18 protein-coding genes are annotated in these 18,488 nt (G+C 63.5%); 8 read left to right on the top strand and 10 right to left on the bottom strand.

Annotation, left to right across the window (positions count from 1 at the left end):
- Positions 1 to 83 precede the first annotated feature (83 nt).
- The gene (locus ATY78_RS16000; RefSeq protein ID WP_088683297.1) at positions 84 to 1,010 is read left to right on the top strand and encodes an MYG1 family protein; all 927 of its coding nucleotides are present in this window, start codon (positions 84 to 86) and stop codon (positions 1,008 to 1,010) included.
- Between the two features lie 77 nt (positions 1,011 to 1,087).
- Here the strand turns inward: ATY78_RS16000 and ilvC are convergent, their stop codons facing one another.
- Together ilvC and ATY78_RS15990 are read right to left on the bottom strand one after the other, a co-directional pair.
- Positions 1,088 to 2,107 carry a ketol-acid reductoisomerase gene (gene ilvC, locus ATY78_RS15995; RefSeq protein WP_088683296.1) on the bottom strand — a complete coding sequence of 340 codons (1,020 nt, stop codon included), beginning with the start codon at positions 2,105 to 2,107 and terminating at the stop codon, positions 1,088 to 1,090.
- A 49-nt stretch (positions 2,108 to 2,156) separates the two neighbouring features.
- The gene (locus ATY78_RS15990; protein ID WP_190237471.1) at positions 2,157 to 2,822 is read right to left on the bottom strand and encodes a TetR/AcrR family transcriptional regulator C-terminal domain-containing protein; all 666 of its coding nucleotides are present in this window, start codon (positions 2,820 to 2,822) and stop codon (positions 2,157 to 2,159) included.
- Positions 2,823 to 2,993: 171 nt separating this feature from the next.
- Here ATY78_RS15990 and ATY78_RS15985 point away from each other — a divergent pair, with 171 nt between their 5' ends.
- Positions 2,994 to 3,452: a hypothetical protein gene (locus tag ATY78_RS15985; RefSeq protein ID WP_088683295.1), complete on the top strand. Its 459-nt coding sequence runs from the start codon at positions 2,994 to 2,996 to the stop codon at positions 3,450 to 3,452.
- Between the two features lie 21 nt (positions 3,453 to 3,473).
- The gene (locus ATY78_RS15980) at positions 3,474 to 3,842 is read left to right on the top strand and encodes a DUF4087 domain-containing protein (protein ID WP_088683294.1); all 369 of its coding nucleotides are present in this window, start codon (positions 3,474 to 3,476) and stop codon (positions 3,840 to 3,842) included.
- A 45-nt stretch (positions 3,843 to 3,887) separates the two neighbouring features.
- Here the strand turns inward: ATY78_RS15980 and ATY78_RS15975 are convergent, their stop codons facing one another.
- The 3 genes from ATY78_RS15975 to ATY78_RS15965 all read right to left on the bottom strand — a co-directional run bounded on the left by ATY78_RS15975 (position 3,888) and on the right by ATY78_RS15965 (position 7,630).
- On the bottom strand, positions 3,888 to 5,570 hold the full coding sequence (locus tag ATY78_RS15975) for a hypothetical protein (protein ID WP_088683293.1): 1,683 nt from the start codon (positions 5,568 to 5,570) through the stop codon (positions 3,888 to 3,890).
- A complete protein-coding gene (locus tag ATY78_RS15970; RefSeq protein ID WP_088683292.1) occupies positions 5,570 to 6,628 on the bottom strand; it encodes a glycosyltransferase family 2 protein in 1,059 nt (352 codons plus the stop codon). Before ATY78_RS15970 ends, ATY78_RS15975 begins: the two co-directional genes overlap by 1 nt.
- Before the next feature lie 93 nt (positions 6,629 to 6,721).
- Complete coding sequence (locus tag ATY78_RS15965; RefSeq protein ID WP_088683291.1) at positions 6,722 to 7,630, bottom strand: AraC family transcriptional regulator; 909 nt, start codon at positions 7,628 to 7,630, stop codon at positions 6,722 to 6,724.
- A 213-nt stretch (positions 7,631 to 7,843) separates the two neighbouring features.
- On the opposite strand from ATY78_RS15965, the gene ATY78_RS15960 reads away from it, so the two are divergent.
- Entirely contained in the window at positions 7,844 to 8,890 is a 1,047-nt protein-coding gene (locus ATY78_RS15960; RefSeq protein WP_088683290.1) for an NAD(P)-dependent alcohol dehydrogenase, read from the top strand.
- Between the two features lie 316 nt (positions 8,891 to 9,206).
- Here the strand turns inward: ATY78_RS15960 and ATY78_RS15955 are convergent, their stop codons facing one another.
- The 4 genes from ATY78_RS15955 to ATY78_RS15940 all read right to left on the bottom strand — a co-directional run bounded on the left by ATY78_RS15955 (position 9,207) and on the right by ATY78_RS15940 (position 13,996).
- On the bottom strand, positions 9,207 to 11,150 hold the full coding sequence (locus ATY78_RS15955) for a TetM/TetW/TetO/TetS family tetracycline resistance ribosomal protection protein (protein ID WP_088683289.1): 1,944 nt from the start codon (positions 11,148 to 11,150) through the stop codon (positions 9,207 to 9,209).
- 256 nt (positions 11,151 to 11,406) lie between these two features.
- Complete coding sequence (locus ATY78_RS15950; RefSeq protein WP_088683324.1) at positions 11,407 to 12,672, bottom strand: NAD(P)/FAD-dependent oxidoreductase; 1,266 nt, start codon at positions 12,670 to 12,672, stop codon at positions 11,407 to 11,409.
- 177 nt (positions 12,673 to 12,849) lie between these two features.
- Positions 12,850 to 13,359, bottom strand: coding sequence for a BA14K family protein (locus tag ATY78_RS15945; protein ID WP_088683288.1), 510 nt, complete (start codon positions 13,357 to 13,359; stop codon positions 12,850 to 12,852).
- Positions 13,360 to 13,531: 172 nt separating this feature from the next.
- Positions 13,532 to 13,996, bottom strand: a complete 465-nt coding sequence (locus ATY78_RS15940) for an Lrp/AsnC family transcriptional regulator (RefSeq protein ID WP_088683323.1) — start codon at positions 13,994 to 13,996, stop codon at positions 13,532 to 13,534.
- A 154-nt stretch (positions 13,997 to 14,150) separates the two neighbouring features.
- Here ATY78_RS15940 and ATY78_RS15935 point away from each other — a divergent pair, with 154 nt between their 5' ends.
- The 4 genes from ATY78_RS15935 to ATY78_RS15915 all read left to right on the top strand — a co-directional run bounded on the left by ATY78_RS15935 (position 14,151) and on the right by ATY78_RS15915 (position 17,994).
- Entirely contained in the window at positions 14,151 to 14,870 is a 720-nt protein-coding gene (locus ATY78_RS15935) for an aspartate/glutamate racemase family protein (protein WP_088683287.1), read from the top strand.
- A gap of 228 nt (positions 14,871 to 15,098) precedes the next feature.
- Positions 15,099 to 16,016 carry a helix-turn-helix domain-containing GNAT family N-acetyltransferase gene (locus ATY78_RS15925; protein ID WP_088683322.1) on the top strand — a complete coding sequence of 306 codons (918 nt, stop codon included), beginning with the start codon at positions 15,099 to 15,101 and terminating at the stop codon, positions 16,014 to 16,016.
- A gap of 59 nt (positions 16,017 to 16,075) precedes the next feature.
- Positions 16,076 to 16,699 (top strand): TetR/AcrR family transcriptional regulator, encoded by a 624-nt coding sequence (locus ATY78_RS15920; protein ID WP_088683285.1) that lies wholly within the window; start codon positions 16,076 to 16,078, stop codon positions 16,697 to 16,699.
- A 77-nt stretch (positions 16,700 to 16,776) separates the two neighbouring features.
- Complete coding sequence (locus ATY78_RS15915) at positions 16,777 to 17,994, top strand: MFS transporter (RefSeq protein WP_088683284.1); 1,218 nt, start codon at positions 16,777 to 16,779, stop codon at positions 17,992 to 17,994.
- On the opposite strand, the gene ATY78_RS15910 is transcribed toward ATY78_RS15915, so the two are convergent.
- Positions 17,991 to 18,407, bottom strand: coding sequence for a helix-turn-helix domain-containing protein (locus tag ATY78_RS15910; RefSeq protein WP_088683283.1), 417 nt, complete (start codon positions 18,405 to 18,407; stop codon positions 17,991 to 17,993). The genes ATY78_RS15915 and ATY78_RS15910 overlap by 4 nt on opposite strands.
- Positions 18,408 to 18,488 lie beyond the last annotated feature (81 nt).

Below are 18,488 nucleotides of genomic sequence, written 5' to 3'. Positions count from 1 at the left end.
TGACCGGTTGAGATGGCGTCTCACAACGGCTATCTCAGGCAAACCCAAGCGGGTCCTCCGCAAACGACAAGGCCACAGCTTCCATGATCCCAGAATTCCTCGTCACCCATTCCGGTGGCTTCCATGCCGACGAATTGCTGTCGAGCGTCATCCTGACTCGGCTTTTTCCGCAGGCGCGCATCGTCCGCAGCCGCGCGCCGGAATGGATCGGCCCTGGCAAAGACCGCATCATCTATGATGTCGGCGGCGCCTATGATGCCGAGGCGGGAATCTTCGATCACCATCAGCGCGGCGCGCCGCTCAGGGAAGACGGCCAGCCCTACAGCTCGTTCGGACTGATCTGGAAGCACTACGGCCGCGATTATCTGACGGCGGCAGGCCTTCCCGAAGAGCATATCGAAGCGGTGCATGCCTCCTTCGATGCGAGCTTCGTACTGCCGGTCGACCTGACGGACAACGGCGCGCTCAGCCCCTCCGGGCCGCTCGCCGGCCTCACCCTGCCTGCCCTGCTGGAAACGCTTAAGCCGGTTTTCGACGATCGCCATCCCGAGGCCGACGACCGCGCTTTTCACGCCGCCCTTGCCGTCGCCCGCAGCTTCGTCGAGGCGAAGATCGCCCAGAGTGCCGCAAAATTGCGGGCCGAAGCCATCGTGCATCAGGCGATCCTGAATACGGGCGAAGGACGCGTTCTCGAACTGCCGATGGGCATGCCCTTCCGCCCTGCCATCGTGAAAGCGGGCGCCGATCACCTGCTTTTCGTCGTCCACCCGCGCGAAAGGGATTGGTGCGTGACCGGCATCCGCCGCGCCGACGAAGGCTTCGAGCTGAGAGCGGATCTGCCGGCCGCCTGGGCGGGCCTGACCAATGGCGAGCTGGAAGCGGCCTGCGGCGTCGATGGCGCAAGCTTCTGCCACAACGGCCGCTTCATCGCCGCCGCCAGGACCCGCGAGGCAGCGCTCGCCATGGCCGAGCTTGCGGTCGCGGAGGCCGTCTCCATCGGGAAGGCCTGATCGCGGCCGCCGACGCCAAAGAGAAAGAGGCCGAAGCTTTCGCCCCGGCCTCCTCGTTTTATTTCAAGCGAAACAGCTTAGTTCACGCTCTTGTCGACCAGCTTGTTCTTGCCGATCCAGGGCATCATGCCGCGCAGCTTAGCACCGACTTCCTCGATCTGGTGGCTGTCGTTGACGCGGCGGATGCCCTTGAAGCGGGCGGCGCCCGACTTGTATTCCTGCATCCACTCGGAGGTGAACTTGCCGGTCTGGATGTCCTTGAGGACGCGCTTCATCTCGGCCTTGGTTTCTTCGGTGATGATGCGCGGACCCGTGACGTATTCGCCCCACTCGGCCGTGTTGGAGATCGAGTAGTTCATGTTGGCGATGCCACCTTCATAGATCAGGTCGACGATCAGCTTTACTTCGTGCAGGCATTCGAAATAGGCCATCTCAGGAGCGTAGCCGGCTTCGGTCAGCGTTTCGAAACCGGCGCGGATGAGCTCGACGAGACCGCCGCAGAGAACGACCTGTTCGCCGAAGAGGTCGGTTTCGCACTCTTCGCGGAAGTTGGTTTCGATGATGCCCGAACGGCCGCCGCCCACACCGCAGGCGTAGGAGAGAGCGAGTTCAAGCGCATTGCCGGAAGCGTTCTGGTGAACGGCGACGAGGCAGGGAACGCCGCCGCCCTTCTGGTATTCGCCGCGAACCGTGTGGCCCGGGCCCTTCGGCGCGATCATGACGACGTCGACGCTGGCCTTCGGCTCGATCAGGCCGAAGTGAACGTTGAGGCCGTGGGCGAAGGCGATGGCAGCGCCGTCGCGGATGTTGGCAGCGATATCGGCCTTGTAGATTTCGGCCTGCAGCTCGTCCGGGGTCGCCATCATCATCAGGTCGGCCCAGCCGGCAGCTTCGGCAACGGTCATGACCTTGAAGCCATCGGCTTCGGCCTTCTTGACGGTGGGCGAACCGGCCTTGAGTGCGATGACGAGGTTCTGGGCGCCGCTGTCCTTGAGGTTCAGCGCATGGGCACGGCCCTGCGAACCGTAACCGATGACGGCGACCTTCTTGGCCTTGATGAGGTTGAGATCGGCATCACGATCGTAATAGACGCGCATTTGAAGTTCCTTCCCTTTTGCTTGTCGTGTTGACTGTCATGAAAGCGGATCAGCCGAGAACCGGCATCTCCGCCAGAACCTTGTCCGTGCCGTAAAGCCGGAGGAAGGCGGTGACCGCCCTCTCCGCCTGGCGCGCGGTATCCTTGAGGCCGGGTTCGCCGAGCAGCATGCGCACATGCAGGTCGGAAACGACAAGGCCGTAAAGCGTATGATAGGCTTCGTCCGCATCGGCAAAGCGCAGCAGCCCTGCCCTTTTGCCGGCATCGATCAGCGCCATGGCGCGCCGGTCGATCTGGCGGCGGCCGCGTTCGAGCAAGAGCTTGCCGAGCTTGGAGCCGTCGCGATGAGACTGGCCGATGGCCAGCCGGTTCAGCGCCAGCGAGACGTCGCCGGCCAGAACCTCCAGCAGGTCCCGCGCGAAGATGACGACATGGTCGTGCAGGCTCGTCGCCGTCAGCCGTTCGCCGTTGCGTTCGAAGGTGCGCACCTTGCTCGCCTGATAGGCGATCATCGCAGACAGCAAACCATCGCGGTCGCCGAACCACTTGTAGAGGCTTTCCTTCGAGCAATTGGCGGCGCGCGCCACACCCGAGGTCGTCAGCGCCTTCTCGCCGCCATCGACGAGCAGCCGCAGCGCCTGCTCCAGAACGGCGTTCTGGCGCGGCGAGAATTCGCTCGGCTCTGCGGTATCGACGGACACGGTCACGGCTCCCATATACGTACCGTACGGTACGGTTCGTGAGCTTTATGCGGCAAACCGATCGGGCCGTCAAGCAGGCCCGGCAGATTTTTATACGGGAAAGGTCGGCGCCGCACCAGAATGGGATAGGCGCGCGCCCACCGGGATTGCATAGTGTCAGAGAACGCCATTGCCGGGGAGCCTTCCATGTCGCGCCTTTCCGCTGCCCTTCTGCTCGCCGGAGCAATGCTCCTGGCAACGACGCCGCTTGCCGGCCGCGCCTTCGCGCAATCGGAAAACGAGGTCTATAACCGCATCGAGGAGCTGCATGGCGATGCCGCGGGCTTCGACCGGCCGCTGCGCCAGCTCGTCCAGGCGATGCGCGCGGGCGATGCCGAGACCATCGCCGGCCTTGCCGAATATCCGCTGACCGTCAAGGCGAACGGCGAGACCTACGACATCGAGAATGCCGAGGATTTTGTCGATAATTTCGACGATCTGGTCACATCGGAGACCCGCCGCGCCGTCGGGCGCCAGCAATATCAGGATCTCTTCGTCAGCAGCGAAGGCGTCATGCTGGCGAACGGCGCCGTCTGGATGAGTGCGGTCTGCGACGACAATGCCTGCGAGGAAAGCCATTGGGCGATCATCGCGATCAATAATTGATGGCTGCCGAAGGAAGATGCCATGAAACACCGGATAGCCGCTGCGCTCATGACCGCAGCCCTTGCCGCCGCAGCCGGTGCGCGGGCCGCGGAGACCCGCTGCGGCTGGATCGAAAATCCGACGCCGGCCAACTGGTGGCTGCAGGATGCCGACAACATGTGGACGATCATGACGCAGGGCGAGGACGCCGACGCGGTGGAAGGCATGGAGCTGATCCCCGACATCTCCGAGCGCGATTACGTCAGGACCAACGGCAGCTACGGCTATGCCTGCGCCTGCATGAGCGTGGAGACCGACGGCAAGGAGCGCATCACGAAAATCCTCTCCTTCCGCCAGTTGGCACTCGCCAAATGCCAAAATGACAAGGCGCTGAAATCGCCCGGCTATTGAAACAGGTCGCGAGAAGTACGGCGTTTTCGCTGCAACGCCCTGGCCCTATGACACCACGGCGCAGCCGGCGGGGATGGAAGCAGGCTCCGCCGGCGCTGCCTTATCGATCGCGTAAAGCTTGGCGAAACCGGCATCCTCGATCAGTGTCAGCCCCGCCGGCATGAAGGCACCGAGAGCGCGGTCGGGGATATCGGCATTGACGACGAGGACGAAGTCGAAACGTCTGCGCCAATCCGATAGATAGGGTGCATAGCCTTGATATTCCTGCATCATTAACGGACACGCAAGCACAGCGGTCGGCAACAGATTGCCCTCGGGAACCGCGACCTCAGACCAGGGTGGCAGAACGGACAGCGGCTGCTTACCCTTCGCCGTGAAGAGTGTCGGCACGAAAGCATGCGAGAAGGGTACGGCGAGTGTCGACAGATGCCGAAAAGTATCCTCTCCCACGAAAAAATACCGGTTGGAGTGAACGAGGCTGCTCGCCGTCTCGGGATCATGCCCCAGAGGCAGAACAGCAGCACCTGCCGGCACCTTTTTCAGCACGGTCTCGACGGCGGCAACATCCTTCTGCGCCAGCCACCAGTTCCAGCCGATCCAGCCGGTTCGGCCGAAAACGGCGAGATTGATAACGAGCGCCAGCAACAGCGCCTGGCGGCGCCTGAGATTAGCGAAGGGACAGACCATCGCCATGGCAACGAGCGCCGCCATGATCGGAAAGCGCCAACTGATCCATCCCGTGCCGAGCACGTGGCGAGGCGAAATTATGGAGAAAAGCAGCAGACCGCAGGCGGCGACGGCAAGCCCGGCATGAATGCGGATGTCGCCGGCACGGGCGGCGCGCGTGCAGATGAGGATCAACGGCAGAACCAACAGGATATCCACCACTGGCACATAGGTGGTGATGGCGGAGAGCAGGTTGATGGCGATTAGGACGACGCCATCGTTCCAGATGAGGGAAAGGCCGTTATTATCGGCATCGGGCAAAGCCGGCGCACGGAGATAGAGCGCGAGCAGCGGCAGGATGCAGGCGCCAAGCGCCAGCGCCAGGCGGCCGGCGAGCCTCGCCAACCCCGCCTTCGACCGCAATATGTCGATGCGCCAGGAAAATTCGAGGCCGCAGACAACAGCCATATAAAAGCCGAGCGAGAAAATGTGCATCACCGTCAGCAGCAATGCGGCGGCAAGACGCCAGGCAAAAAGCATGGCGGGATTGCCGCGCTGCAGCCGCAGATCCGCGCAGGCGAAGAACAAGGCCATGCCGAGGCCGATCTGGAAGTTGATGAAGCCGCCGATCATCGTGGCACACCAGGCAAGCGACAGCATGGCGATCTGCCAATAGTGCCGGCCGCCGAACAGCGCGCGGTGGAGGCCGATCGCCCCCATCGGCGGCAGCACGATCGCCAGGAAAAGCAAAGCCCGCGCCAGCCTGTCGGCGCCGACGAGCGGCCCTACCCAGACGGCCAGCAGGTCGATCCCGACATTGGTGAAGGTGCGGTTCCAGTCGACCGCATAGATCTCGGGAAAAGGCTGTTCGCCAATGCCGCCGGAAAGCAGCCAGATGCGGGCGTAATGATTGGCGTAATCAAGGATCGGCGGAAAAGGAAACAGCACGACCAGAGCCGCTGCAAGTGCGACGAATACGGCGATCGCAATGGTGGAATCCTGCCTGACGGCCGATGCATCGGGCATGGCTGCGACCGCGTCGGACGTGGCGATCCGGTCCATCAGCGGATCCGGCTGTTCTTTTGCGGCCGCTGCGGCTTATCGGACGCCAGGAGCGCATCCAGCGCGGCGCGCTTGTCGTCCGCGCTCATCTCCGAAAAGGCGGTTGGCAACTCAGCATGCTCGCTGCCGCGCAGGATGGACTCTATCATGAACATCGGCCGCCTTTTGCTCTCCTGCACCAGACGGCCGAGATATTCGCCGATGATGCCGATGCAGATCAGCTGGATGGCGCTGAAGGCGCTGACGGCAGCCATGATCGACGACCAGCCGGTGACCGTTTCGCCTTCCAGCCAGCGAACGAAGGTATAGATGAGCAAGGCGAGCGCCACACCGGCGCTGATCATGCCGAGCCATGTGGCGATCCGCAGCGGCGTCGTCGAAAAGCTGGTGATCGCATCGAGCGCGAAATTGATCATCTTGCGCAGCGGATATTTCGTCGTGCCGGCAAAACGGGCATCCCGTTCGTAAGGAAGAGCCACCTGCCTGCCGCCGATCCAGCTGACCATGCCGCGGATGAAACGATCGCGCTCCGGCATCGCCAGCAGGATATCGACGACGCGCCGGCGCATCAGCCGGAAATCGCCGGTATCGCGCGGGATGGTCACGGAAGCGAGCCTGGAGAGCGTGCGGTAGAAGAGCGACGCGGAAGCGAGCTTGAACCAGGTTTCGCCCTCGCGGCGCGTGCGCTGGCCATAGACGACATCGGCGCCGCGCTCCATGATCGGCATCATCATCAACAGCAGTTCGGGCGGGTCCTGAAGATCGGCGTCGATCAGAAGCACGCGCTCGCCCCGCGACGCCGAAAGTCCCGCCGTCGACGCCAGCTGGTGGCCATGATTGCGCAGGAGGCGAACCCCGAGCACCTCAGGCACATTAGCAGCCAGATCCGAAATGATTTCCCAGGTGCCGTCCGACGAGCCGTCGTCGACGAGAATGAGTTCGAAGGCGTCGCCCGCGACGCTCCGCGCGGCAGCGGCGGCGCGGCGGCAGAATTCGCGCAGGCCCTCTTCCTCGTTATGACAAGGCGCGACGATGGAAAGTAACGGTGCTTGCGTCATGCGGACGGCGGTGCCTGCTGGATTGTTGGCGCCAGCCTAGCCGGGAAACGTCAAACATCCTTTAATGGCCGGCCGACGCCGGTGCCCTCGGCGCTATTCCGCCGCGATGATCTCGCGCACGCCGTCGACATCGCGGGCCGGCGAAGCGCCGTAGAGGCGGCTGTATTCGCGGCTGAATTGCGACGGGCTCTGATAGCCGACGCGGTGGCCGGCCGTGCCGGCGTCGAGCCGCTCCACCAGCATCAGCCGGCGCGCCTCATGCAGGCGAAGCTGCTTCTGATACTGCACCGGCGTCATTGCCGTCACCGACTTGAAATGGTGATGGAAGGACGACACGCTCATGTTGACCCGCTCGGCAAGGTCTTCGATGCGCAGCGGCCGCGCGAAATTCTCCTTCAGCCAGGCAACGGCGCGCGCGATCCTGTTGCTGTGGCTGTCTGCCGTGGCGATGTTGATCAGCCGGGCGCCGTGCGGCCCGGTCAGCACCCGGTAGAGGATTTCCTGCTCGATCAGCGGCGCCATGGCGGGAATATCGCCTGGACGATCGAGCAAGCGCAGCAGGCGAACGGCGGCATCCATCAGCTCCGGCGGCGCGACGTTCACCACCATCCCGCGCTGCCCGTCGGTATGGGCGGCCGGGCGCGGAACGTCGATGCGGCTGAGCAATTCCAACAGCTTCTCGGAATCGATTGCCAGCCCGAGACAGAGATGCGGCACCTCGGGGCTCGCCTCCGTGACCCGCCAGGCGACCGGCAGGTCGAGCGAGGTCAGGAGATAATCGCCGGTGCCGTAGCTGATCTGCTCCGTGCCGAGCTGCAGGCTTTTGGCCCCTTGCAGCACGAAGGCGAAACAGGGCCGGTAGCTGCTGTGCAGGGGATCGCTCGGCCTGGACCGGCGGCTGACATGAAGATTGCCGATGGCAGTCGAGAACTCACCGTCGCCGGGCGCAAAGCGCATCGCGATGTCGACGATTTCCTGATAGGGGCTGAAGGGCAAGGTCATGCGGCAACTCTTTCTGTCTGACTGCTGAACGGCTCTTATCCGAAGTGGCTTCTATCTAGGTTCGCCCGGGCATTTCGAAAACGGGCCGTCCGCTCATTTTTGCAGGATCGTGCAAGAAGCTTGGAGGATCACTCTACCTCCCTCGCCGCGTTCAGGGCAATAGTGCGTCATCCCGCTCAACCCCACCTCAAAAATCGAAAAAGGAAGGTTCCCATGCCTATCGCAAGAGGCTACGCCGCCACCGACGCTTCCAAGCCGCTGACCCCTTTCACCTTCGAGCGCCGCAACCCGAACCCCGATGACGTCGTCATCGACATCAAGTTCGCCGGCATCTGCCATTCGGACATTCACACTGTCCGCAACGAATGGAAGAACGCCGTCTATCCGATCGTGCCCGGCCATGAGATCGCCGGCATCGTCACGGCCGTCGGTTCGGCCGTCACCAAGTTCAAGGTCGGCGACCGCGTCGGCGTCGGCTGCTTCGTCGATTCCTGCATCGGCTGCGCCGAGCGCGACCTCGACCGCGAACAGTACATGCCGGGTCTCAGCGGCACCTACAATGACTTCGAAGCCGACGGCAAGACGAGGACGCAGGGCGGTTACTCCGACTCGATCGTCGTCAAGGAGGGCTATGTCATGTCCATCCCGGACAACCTGCCGCTCGACGCCTCCGCGCCGCTGCTCTGCGCCGGCATCACGCTCTATTCGCCGCTGCGCCACTGGAATGCCGGCCCCGGCAAGAAGGTCGCGATCGTCGGCATGGGCGGCCTCGGCCACATGGGCGTCAAGCTGGGTTCGGCCATGGGCGCCGATATCACGGTTCTGTCCCAGAGCCTTTCCAAGAAGGAAGACGGTCTGAAGCTCGGCGCCAAGGAATATTACGCCACCAACGACCCGGAAACCTTCACCAAGCTCGCCGGCACCTTCGATCTCATCATCTGCACCGTCAGCGCCGAGATCGACTGGAACGCCTATCTCGGCCTCCTCAAGGTGGACGGCTCCTTCGTGGTCGTCGGCGCGCCTGAGAACCCGATCCCCGTGCACGCCTTCGCGATCATTCCCGGCCGCAAGAGCATCTCCGGCTCGATGATCGGCTCGATCAAGGAAACCCAGGAAATGCTGGATTTCTGCGGCAAGCACAACATCGTCTCCGAAATCGAGAAGATCAACATCGACCAGGTCAACGAAGCCTATGAACGCGTCCTGAAAAGCGACGTCCGCTACCGCTTCGTCATCGACATCGCCTCGCTGGCGGCTTGAGGATAATGAAAGGCGGCTCGAGAGGGTCGCCTTTTTACCTCAAGATTGGCCGCGCCAGAACGGGAAACCTAATATGGGATGACCGTGGTCCGGCTGGCTCCCTCTTCTCCCCAGCGGGGAGAAGGTGGCCCGTAGGGTCGGATGAGGGGGCCGCATGGCAGAACATTTGTTGTTGTGCTGAGTGAAAGCAAAAGGCAATGAAGGCTGTGCCGTGCAGCCCCCTCATCCGCCTGCCGGCACGTTCTCCCCAGCGGGGAGAAGAGATGTGTGGCCCGCCTCCGCTTCCCTTCTCCTGGCCGATGCTGAGGAAAGGGACCTACACACTCCCCCGCAACCGCAGCAGATATTCCGCCCCGTTGAACGGATCAGGCCCCGAGCGCCGACGCACGCGCTGCGGACCGGCCGCCGGGGCATAGTGATCGAAAGCGGTTTCCATCGTCCCCGCCCCGCTCGTCAGCCCCGGCAATTGCTGCTGGACGTTCCGCACCATCTGAGACGCCATGGTGCCTTCCAGCCGGGCGACGCCATCGGCGATCACCGAACCAGACGTCGTCGCGGCCGATTTCGCAAGCAAGGTGAGCACGCCGCTCAAGCTCTCCGCCGGCGCCTCGAGATGGAAGCGGTCGACCGGCTCGCAGAGCACGGTTTGCGCCGCCGATAGCGCCGTTGCCAGCACCCAGGGCGTCAGCTGGCGGAAATCGGCGGCGCTGCTTGCGGGCGAACTGTGCCGGGCGGCCGTCATCGCCACGTGGCAGTCGATGACCTGCCAGCCCGAAATACCTTGCTTCAGTGTGTCGAACACGGTTTCCTCGACCGCCCGGTAGAAGGCGACCGGCATCTGGCCGACATCCACCTCGAGCGCAAAGCTGTTGCCCGCCCCGGGCGGACGCGGCTCGACGCGCAGGCCGATGGTAGCGAGAAAAGGATTGGGCTCCTTGAAGAGGATCTGCAGGCCGGCCCCGATTCCCAGAGGCCTCTCCATCAGAATGACCGTGCTTTCCTCGAACCCGGCTTCAAGGCCGAAATCCGTCAGTAGCGTCGATTGGATCACCTCCTTCTGCACCTCGCCATAGAGCGAGACGAACACTTCGTCCGTCTCCTCGTTCCGCCGCAGATTGATCAACGGGTCCTGTTCGGCCATCTGGTTCAGCGCCAGCCAGAGCGTAGCCTTCTCGGAAGGGCGGCGGGCAAGAACGCGGGTTTCGAGCGTCGGCGGCGCGAAGTGAGCCTGCGGGCCAACGGGACCGCCGCCCACCGCATCGCCGATCCGCGCGCCGGAGAGACCGCTGACACGCGCGATCTGCCCGGCGCGGAGGCTCTCGGCGCCATGGACCCAGCCGGCCTCGAAGACATGGATCGCGGTTACCCGTTCCGGGCCTTTCGGTAGGTCCAGATATTGCCGGAGCCGCACAGTGCCCGAGGTCAGGGAGAGATAGCAGAGTTTTTCCCCGCCCCAGCCGCGCTCGATCTTGAAGATCTTGCCGGCGACCGGACCATCCGGATCGGGACGCCGCTCGGGCAATATCGTCGCAATGGCCGATGCCAGGGCTGATATGCCGGCGCCTGTCATCGCAGCACCCGCGAAGACGGGATGCACGAGGCCCCGCGCCACCTGATCGGCCAGAGCGCGCCCGAGCCTTTCCCCGGTCAGCCGGTCGGGAGCGAGCACATAATCATCGAGCAGCGCCTCGTCTTTTTCGCCGAGCGCCTCGCAGAGCGCCGAAAAGAGCGGCTCGTCTCCCGGAGCGAACGCCTCCACCCGGGCAAGCTTGCTGCCGGCATCGATGACCGAAGACATGGCGACCGGGCGGACCGAAAGCTGCGCGGCAAGCGCCTCCAGTACCTCCTGATAGCGAGCGCCGGGGCGATCGACCTTGTTGACAAAGAAGACGAAGGGAACGCCGAGCCGCCGCAGCGCCCGCACCAGCACGCGCGTCTGCACCTGCACGCCCTCGACCGCCGAAACGACGACGACCGCCGCATCCAGCAATCCCAACACCCGCTCGACCTCGGCGATGAAATCCGGATGGCCGGGCGTGTCGATCAGATTGACGATCCTGTCGCCGATCGCAAACGACACGACCGCGGCCCTGATCGTAATGCCGCGCTGCCGCTCGAGTTCGAGATTGTCCGTCTGTGTATTGCCGGTATCGACGCTGCCGAGCTTGTCGATGACGCCGGCGTTGAAAAGCAGTCTTTCGGTAAGGCTAGTCTTGCCTGCATCCACATGGGCGAGGATGCCCAGATTCAAAGTGCGCATGAACCACCAACTTCTCAGAAATTCGGATGTGATTTTCGTGAGAAGTGACTCGGCGCATTGGAACCTCTGTCCGTTGTTACGGCTGGATGCGGCCCCGGTGGCGGGGAGACGCGGGCGGGATGCTAAGGGCGTGTGGGGAGATGTGTCAAGATTGGGTGTGTCGCTTTCGCGGCGTGGCGCCGGGTTGGTTTCCGGTGACGACGTGCCGTGAGGCACCCCCCTCTCCCACTATCCGCGATCTGCCCCAAGACGCACCCTACCCCTCCTCCCGCATCGTCTCTCGCTGCGTGATCAGCCGGGCGCTGTGCTGGCCGCTCAAGTAGATCCACAGCCAGCTCCAGGCGACGGAGAAGCGCGAGCGGGTGCCGATCAGGAAGTAGATATGGGCAATGCCCCAGATCCACCAGGCGATCCAGCCCTTGAGTTTGATCCGGCCGAAATCGATGATCGCCGCACTCTGGCCGATCGTTGCGAGACTGCCCTGGTGTCGGTAGCGGAAAGGCGCGGGCGCCGGTTTGCCCGAGAGGCGCGCGCGGATGACCTTGGCGACGTAGCCGCCCTGCTGCTTGGCGGCGGGCGCGATGCCCGGCACCGGCTTGCCATCCTCGCGCAGGACCGAGGCGGTGTCGCCGACGACGAAGACATCCGGCAGGCCGGGCGCGCTCAGATCCTTTTCGACGACCACGCGCCCTGCCCTGTCGGCCGGCACGTCAAGCCAGCGGGCGGCCGGCGAAGCGGTGACGCCGGCCGCCCAGACGATGGTGCGGCTCGGGATGAAGGTCTCGCCGATCCTGACGCCGTCAGCGCCGCACTCCGTCACCGGCTTGCCGAGAAGCACCTCGACGCCGAGTTTCTCCAGCGCCTGTTGCGCATAGGCCGAAAGCTCCTCGGCGAAGGTCGGCAGCACGCGCGGGCCGGCCTCGACCAGCACGACGCGGGTCTTGCGCGTATCGATGTTGCGGAACTCCTTCGGCAAGGTGAAATGCGCGAGCTCGGCGATGATGCCGGCAAGCTCGACACCGGTCGGCCCGGCGCCGACGATGGTGAAGGTGAGCAGCGCGTCGCGCACAGCGGGATCGGCCTCCATCTCCGCCTTCTCGAAGGCAAGGAGCACGCGCCGGCGGATCGTCGTCGCATCCTCCAGCGTCTTCAGGCCGGGCGCCACCGGCTCCCATTCGTCATGGCCGAAATAGGCATGCGTCGCCCCGGTCGCCAGCACCAGCGTGTCGTACCCCAGAGTCATGCCGTTGCGTAACGAGACCGTCTTCGCGCCGCTGTCGACATCAGCGACCTCGCCGAGCAGCACGGTCACGTCGGGCCGGTCGGCATAGAGGCGACGGATCGGCCAGGCGATTTCCGAGGTGGAAAGAATGGTCGTCGCCACCTGATAGAGCAGCGGCTGGAAGAGATGATGATTGCGCCGGTCGACGAGCGTGATCCTCACGCCTGCGCCCTTCAACCCGTTGACGAGCTGCAGCCCGCCGAAACCGCCGCCGACAACGACGACATGATGATCGCTCATGACCTGCCCCTTCTGCGCCATTTTGCCAAAAGCCAATTTGGCCTTCGCCGCGAAGGTTGCAACCGCTGTTTCGGCATGCCTCCCCTGCGCCGATCGCAGCCGAAAACGGCCGTCCAACGGCGTGCAAGACGTTGGGCGGCCTGGAACCAGTTCACAGCGCGGATACGTCAGTGCCGATCAATAGGGACCGACGCACTGGCGGCGGGGGCCATGATAGGGCTGGAAGGTATTGTCGTAGGCCCGGTACGAGCGGTAGCGGGCATAGCACCAGCTTTCGTGGCTTCTTCCATAATAGGCAGACGATGCATAGGCCCGATAGGGCCGGCCATAATATCCGCCATAATAGCGATACGGCGAGCCATAGTAGCGGTAGGGCGAGCCGTAATAGCCGTAGGGTGAACCGTAATACGAGCCGTAATAGGGCTGCGCCAGCGCGCCGCCGATGATGGTGCCGACGGCCAGACCGCCGAGAGCCCAGCCCCAGCCAGATCCATTGTGATGATGGCCGTGATATCCGCCTCGGTAATAGCCGCCACCCCAGTGGCCGCCTCGGCCACGCCATTGCACATGCTCTATCTGCTGCTGCGCTTCGATCCTGGGTGGGTTGATCGCCGGAAACGCCTGAGCCGGCGTGATGCCGGGGGCACCCATGATCAAGCATAACGCGACGACGCTCAGCTTTCTCATGACTGTTCTCCTCTTCCTCCAAGAGGAGGAATATCCTCCCCTCCTCCTGAACCAAAGGTGAACATAATATATCGAAAAACGTTCCGTATCGAGATAAATTAATCGCTGTCGATGGCGCTGAGGACGATCGGCTTTCCCGCAATCCAACCTTGTTTTTCCGGCGTGGCACTCTTCACCTGGCGTAACCCACGGGTATCGCCATTCCATGCTTCAATTCTTCCATGGAGATCGACGCCGAGACGTCGAAGAGCTCCAGCTTGCGCACGATCTGCTTGTAGATCACGTCGTAATGCTCGACGCGCGGCAGGACGATCTTCAGGATGTAATCGTGGTTGCCGGTCAGCCGGTGCGCCTCGACGATCTCGGGAATGTCGGCGATGATCCTGCGGAAGCTCTCCGTCCATTCGTCGGAATGATGCGCCGTCTTGACCAGCGCGAAGACCGTCGTCGGCACGCCCATCCTCTCGCGGTCGAGCACGACGATGCGCCGGGCGATATGGCCGCTCTCCTCCAGCCGCTGGATGCGCCGCGAGCAGGCCGAGACGGAAAGCGCCACGCGCTCGGCAAGATCGGTCACGGAGATGCCCGCATCCCTTTGCAGCGTGTCGAGAATCCGTCTATCGCGATCATCAAGCATCGTGTGAAGCCCAGCATGCGCGCTGCATTTGCGCGATTTCATCAAACTGCGCAAATTCATAGCACATACATCACCCAAAGGACAAACAACGCAAACACACCGCGCCGGCATTGCGGCATCATTTTCGAGAGTTGAAACATGGGAGCATGAAGAGATGGAAACGATCGGCCTGATCGGCGGCATGAGTTTCGAAAGTTCGGCGGTCTATTACCGCCTGGTCAACGAGATGGTGCGCGCCCGCAAGGGCGGCCTCGCCTCGGCCGAGCTCATCCTGCATTCGGTCAATTTCGAGGAGATCGTCGCTCTTCAGAAGGCCGGCGACTGGGATGGCGCCGCCCGCCGTCTCGCCGACGTGGCCTTGCGCCTGCAGATCGCCGGTGCCGGCTGCGTCCTCATCTGCACCAACACCATGCACCTGATCGCCGATGAGGTCGCGGCGAAGATTTCCGTACCGCTGATCCACATCATTGACGAGACGGCGAAATCGCTGCATGCAGCCGGCCGCAAGCGGCCGCTGCTGCTTGCCACCCGCTACACGATGGAGCACGGCTTTTACGCCGACCGCATGAAGGGCCATGGCATCGACATCATGGTGCCCGACGCCACCGACCGCACCACCGTGCACGACATCATCTTCAACGAGCTCTGCGCCGGCAGGGTGCACGACAGCTCGCGCGAAAAGCTGATCGACATCATCGACCGCGCCATGGAGCACGGCGCCGACAGCATCATCCTCGGCTGCACCGAGATCTGCCTGATCCTCGACCCCAACCGCCTGCCGCTGCCGGGCTTCGACACCACGACGATCCATGCCCGGGCCGCGGTGGAATTCGCCCTTGGCGCGGAGGAAGACGCGGAAGAGGAAGCTGCCTGACAATTTAGTTGACTCAGTCAACTAAATACATGAGAAAGGTCTCTATCAGGAGATCTTTGTCGGCTTGTCGGCAAGCCTCATCCTTGCTCGACGTCATCCTCGGCCTTGTGCCGAGGATCTGCTGCCCTATCGACCGAAGGCAGATGCTCGGGACAAGCCCGAGCATGACGAAAGAGGAGTTGGCGGGCCTTGTCACCAACCTAGCGAGATCTCCCTTTGGAGATCATCATGTCCGACATCGCCCTCATCGAAACCGCCCGCGATTTCAACCGCTTCTACACGAATTTCCTCGGCCTCTTGAACAAGGCCTATCTCGACTCCCCCTATACGCTGACCGATGCCCGCATCCTTTTCGAGATCGGCTCGCATGACGGCGTCAGCGCCACGGCACTTGCCCGCGACCTGCATCTCGATCCGGCCTATCTCAGCCGCATCCTCAAACGTTTCCGCGCCGAGGAGCTGATCGAAACCAGTCCCGATCCGGCCGATCTGCGCAGCCAGGTCATCGCTGTCACCGACCGGGGACGAAAACAATTCGAGGAACTCGGCCGGCGCGCCAATGCGCAGATCGCCGCTCGTTTCGACACGCTCGCGATCGGTGAGCCGGAGGCGGCGGTACGTGCCATGAGCACGATCCGCGCCCTGCTCGATCCCACGGCAAAACCGGCGCCCGCCATCATCCGCGCCCACCGCGCCGGCGATATCGGCTGGATCGTCCAGAGCCAGAGCCGCTTCTATACCGAGGAATATGGCTGGGACCTGCGCTTCGAGGCGCTGGTCGCCGAGGTCGCCGGAAAGTTCCTCGCCAATTTCGATCCGGCGCTCGAATATTGCTGGATCGCCGAACGCGGCGGCGTCAATGTCGGCTCGATCCTCGTCACCAATGGCGGCGACGGCATCGCCAAGCTGCGCCTGCTCTATGTCGACAAGGCAGCCCGCGGTCTCGGCCTCGGCAAGCTGCTGGTCGACGAATGCATCCGTTTCGCCCGGCAGAAGGGCTATCGCGAGCTTTCGCTCTGGACCAACGACATGCTGGAGACTGCCCGCGCCATCTACCTCAAGGCTGGCTTCCGTCTTGTCTCCGAGGAGAGACATAAGATGTTCGGCCCCGAGGCGAACGGCCAAAACTGGGTTCTCACGCTCTGATTTGCTGCATCGCAGAAATTTCGCTTGATTTGGAAACGAACATTTCCTAATTCTGCGACATGATCATTGCGCCCCCTTCAACCGACGCAAGCCCTCGCGGACGCGGCCGCCCACGCGAATTCGACGTGGAGGCGGCGCTCGACGCCGCCCTTCGCGTCTTTTCCGAGCGCGGCTATCATGCCGCCTCGATCAGCGAACTCACCGAAGCCATGGGCCTTGCCTCCGGCAGCGTCTACAAGGCCTTCGGGGATAAGCGCGGTATCTTCCTCGCCGCCTTCGACCGCTACCGCGCCGTGCGCCGTGGCCTGCTCGATACCGAACTCGCCCGCGCCGAAACCGGCCGCGACAAGCTCGCAGCACTCGTCTCCTTCTTCGCCGCCTCCTCCCACGGTGAGACCGGCAGGCAGGGCTGCCTCGTCGTCGGCAGCGCCGGCGATCTCGCCCTCTTCGACAGCGAGGCGGCCGAACGCGTCGCCACCGCCTTCATGACCGATGAGACGCTGCTCGCCGACCTGATCCGCCTCGGCCAGTCCGACGGCTCGATTTCCGCCGATATCGACAGCGCGGCTGCCGCACTTGCGCTTCTCTGCCTGACCAAGGGCATGCGCGTCATCGGCAAGACGGGGCGCAGCGGCGAGGAAATGGCCGCCGCAGCCGAAGCCGCGATGAAGCTGGTGACGTGACGCCCTCGGGAAACGGGTGGCCGGCAGCAATACGATTTGAAATCATTCCTCCCAATCTTTGAATACCGGAGTTTCCGATGAGCATTTCAGCCGCCGCGACTGACAAGGCCATTCCAAGAGCGTTATCTCCCTGGCTCACCTTCCTTTTCGCCGCCGCCTGCGGGCTGGTGGCCGCCAATCTCTATTACGGCCAGCCTCTTGCCGGCCCGATCAGTGCCGAACTCGGCTTTTCCCCTGCCGCCACCGGCCTGATCGTGACGCTGACGCAGATCGGCTACGGCCTCGGCCTGCTGCTGATCGTGCCGCTCGGCGACCTCACGGAAAACCGCCGTCTCGTGCTGCTGCTGATTTCAGTCTCGGCCGTCGCGCTGATCGGCGCCGCACTGTCTTCGACACCGGCCGCCTTCCTCACCGCCTCGCTCTGCATCGGCCTATCGTCGGTCGCCGTTCAGGTGCTCGTGCCCTTCGCCGCCAACATGGCGCCGGATGCCAAACGCGGCCAGGTCGTCGGCAATGTCATGAGCGGCCTGCTCTGCGGCATCATGCTGGCGCGGCCCTTCGCAAGCTTCGTCGCCGAAGCCTCGTCCTGGCACATGGTCTATTACGTCACGGCGGCGCTGATGCTCGTGCTCGCCGCCGTCCTGCGCGCCAACCTGCCGGTCCGCCTGCCGAAGACGAAGCTCGGTTATGGCGAACTGCTCGCCTCGATGGCGCATCTGGCGCTGACCTCGCGCGTGCTGCAGCGCCGGGCGCTCTACCAGGCCGGCATGTTCGGCGCCTTCAGCCTGTTCTGGACGACGACGCCGCTGCTGCTCGCAAGCCCGGCCTTCGGCCTGACGCAGAACGGCATCGCCCTCTTCGCGCTTGCGGGTGCTGCCGGCGCCATCGCCTCGCCCATTGCCGGCCGGCTTGCCGATCGCGGCATGACCAAGATCGCCTCGACCATCGCCATGCTGCTCGGCATGGCCTCCTTCCTGATCAGCCATTTCGCAAGCGACGGCTCGCTCACCGCCCTGATCCTTCTGACCGTGGCCGCGATCGCGCTCGATTTCGGCGTCACGACCAATCTCGTCTGCGGCCAGCGTGCCATCTATGGCTTGAACCCGGAACACCGCAGCCGGCTGAACGGTCTCTTCATGGCCACCTTCTTTGCCGGCGGCGCGCTCGGCTCGGCGCTCGGCGGCTGGGCCTATGCCACCGGCGGCTGGACGATGACCGCCTGGATCGGCTTCGCCTTCCCGGCGCTCGCCTTCCTGCTGTTCCTGACGGAAGGGCGCGGCAGAAAGCCACTCTAACTGTTGTCGGAATCGAAGCGCAGGCGGGCGTCACGCACCGCTTCGTGATTCATCTCCGCCCAGTTCAGAAGCTGCGACAGCGGCTGGTAGAGCGAGCGGCCGAGATCGGTCATCGAATATTCGACGCTCGGCGGCTTGGTCGGGAACACTTCGCGGTTGACATAACCGTCCCTCTGCAGGTCGCGCAGCGTCTGCGTCAGCATGCGCTGCGAGATATCGGGGAGCAGGCGCCGCAACTCGCCGAACCGGCAAGGCTGCGCCGCCAGCACCTCGAGCAGCAGCGTCGACCATTTGCCGCCGATATGCTGCATCATGTCCCGGACCGGGCAGTTGGAAAAATCGAGGCCGGCGAGATCGATTTCGCGCCGCATTCCCGGCATCCTGTTCTTGAGGCTGAGGACCTCGCCGCTCATCTGCTGGTTCCCTTTTGGTAACTTGCAGCCGAAAAACTGCCTCCTTTACACCGCGAAGTCAATTCCTATTCTAGTGTTAGT

The sequence above is a fragment of the Rhizobium sp. R635 genome (assembly GCF_002211285.1).
Taxonomy (GTDB): domain Bacteria; phylum Pseudomonadota; class Alphaproteobacteria; order Rhizobiales; family Rhizobiaceae; genus Rhizobium.
The sequence above is the reverse complement of the archived record's forward strand: the minus strand, read 5'-3'. Positions and strand labels throughout refer to the sequence as shown.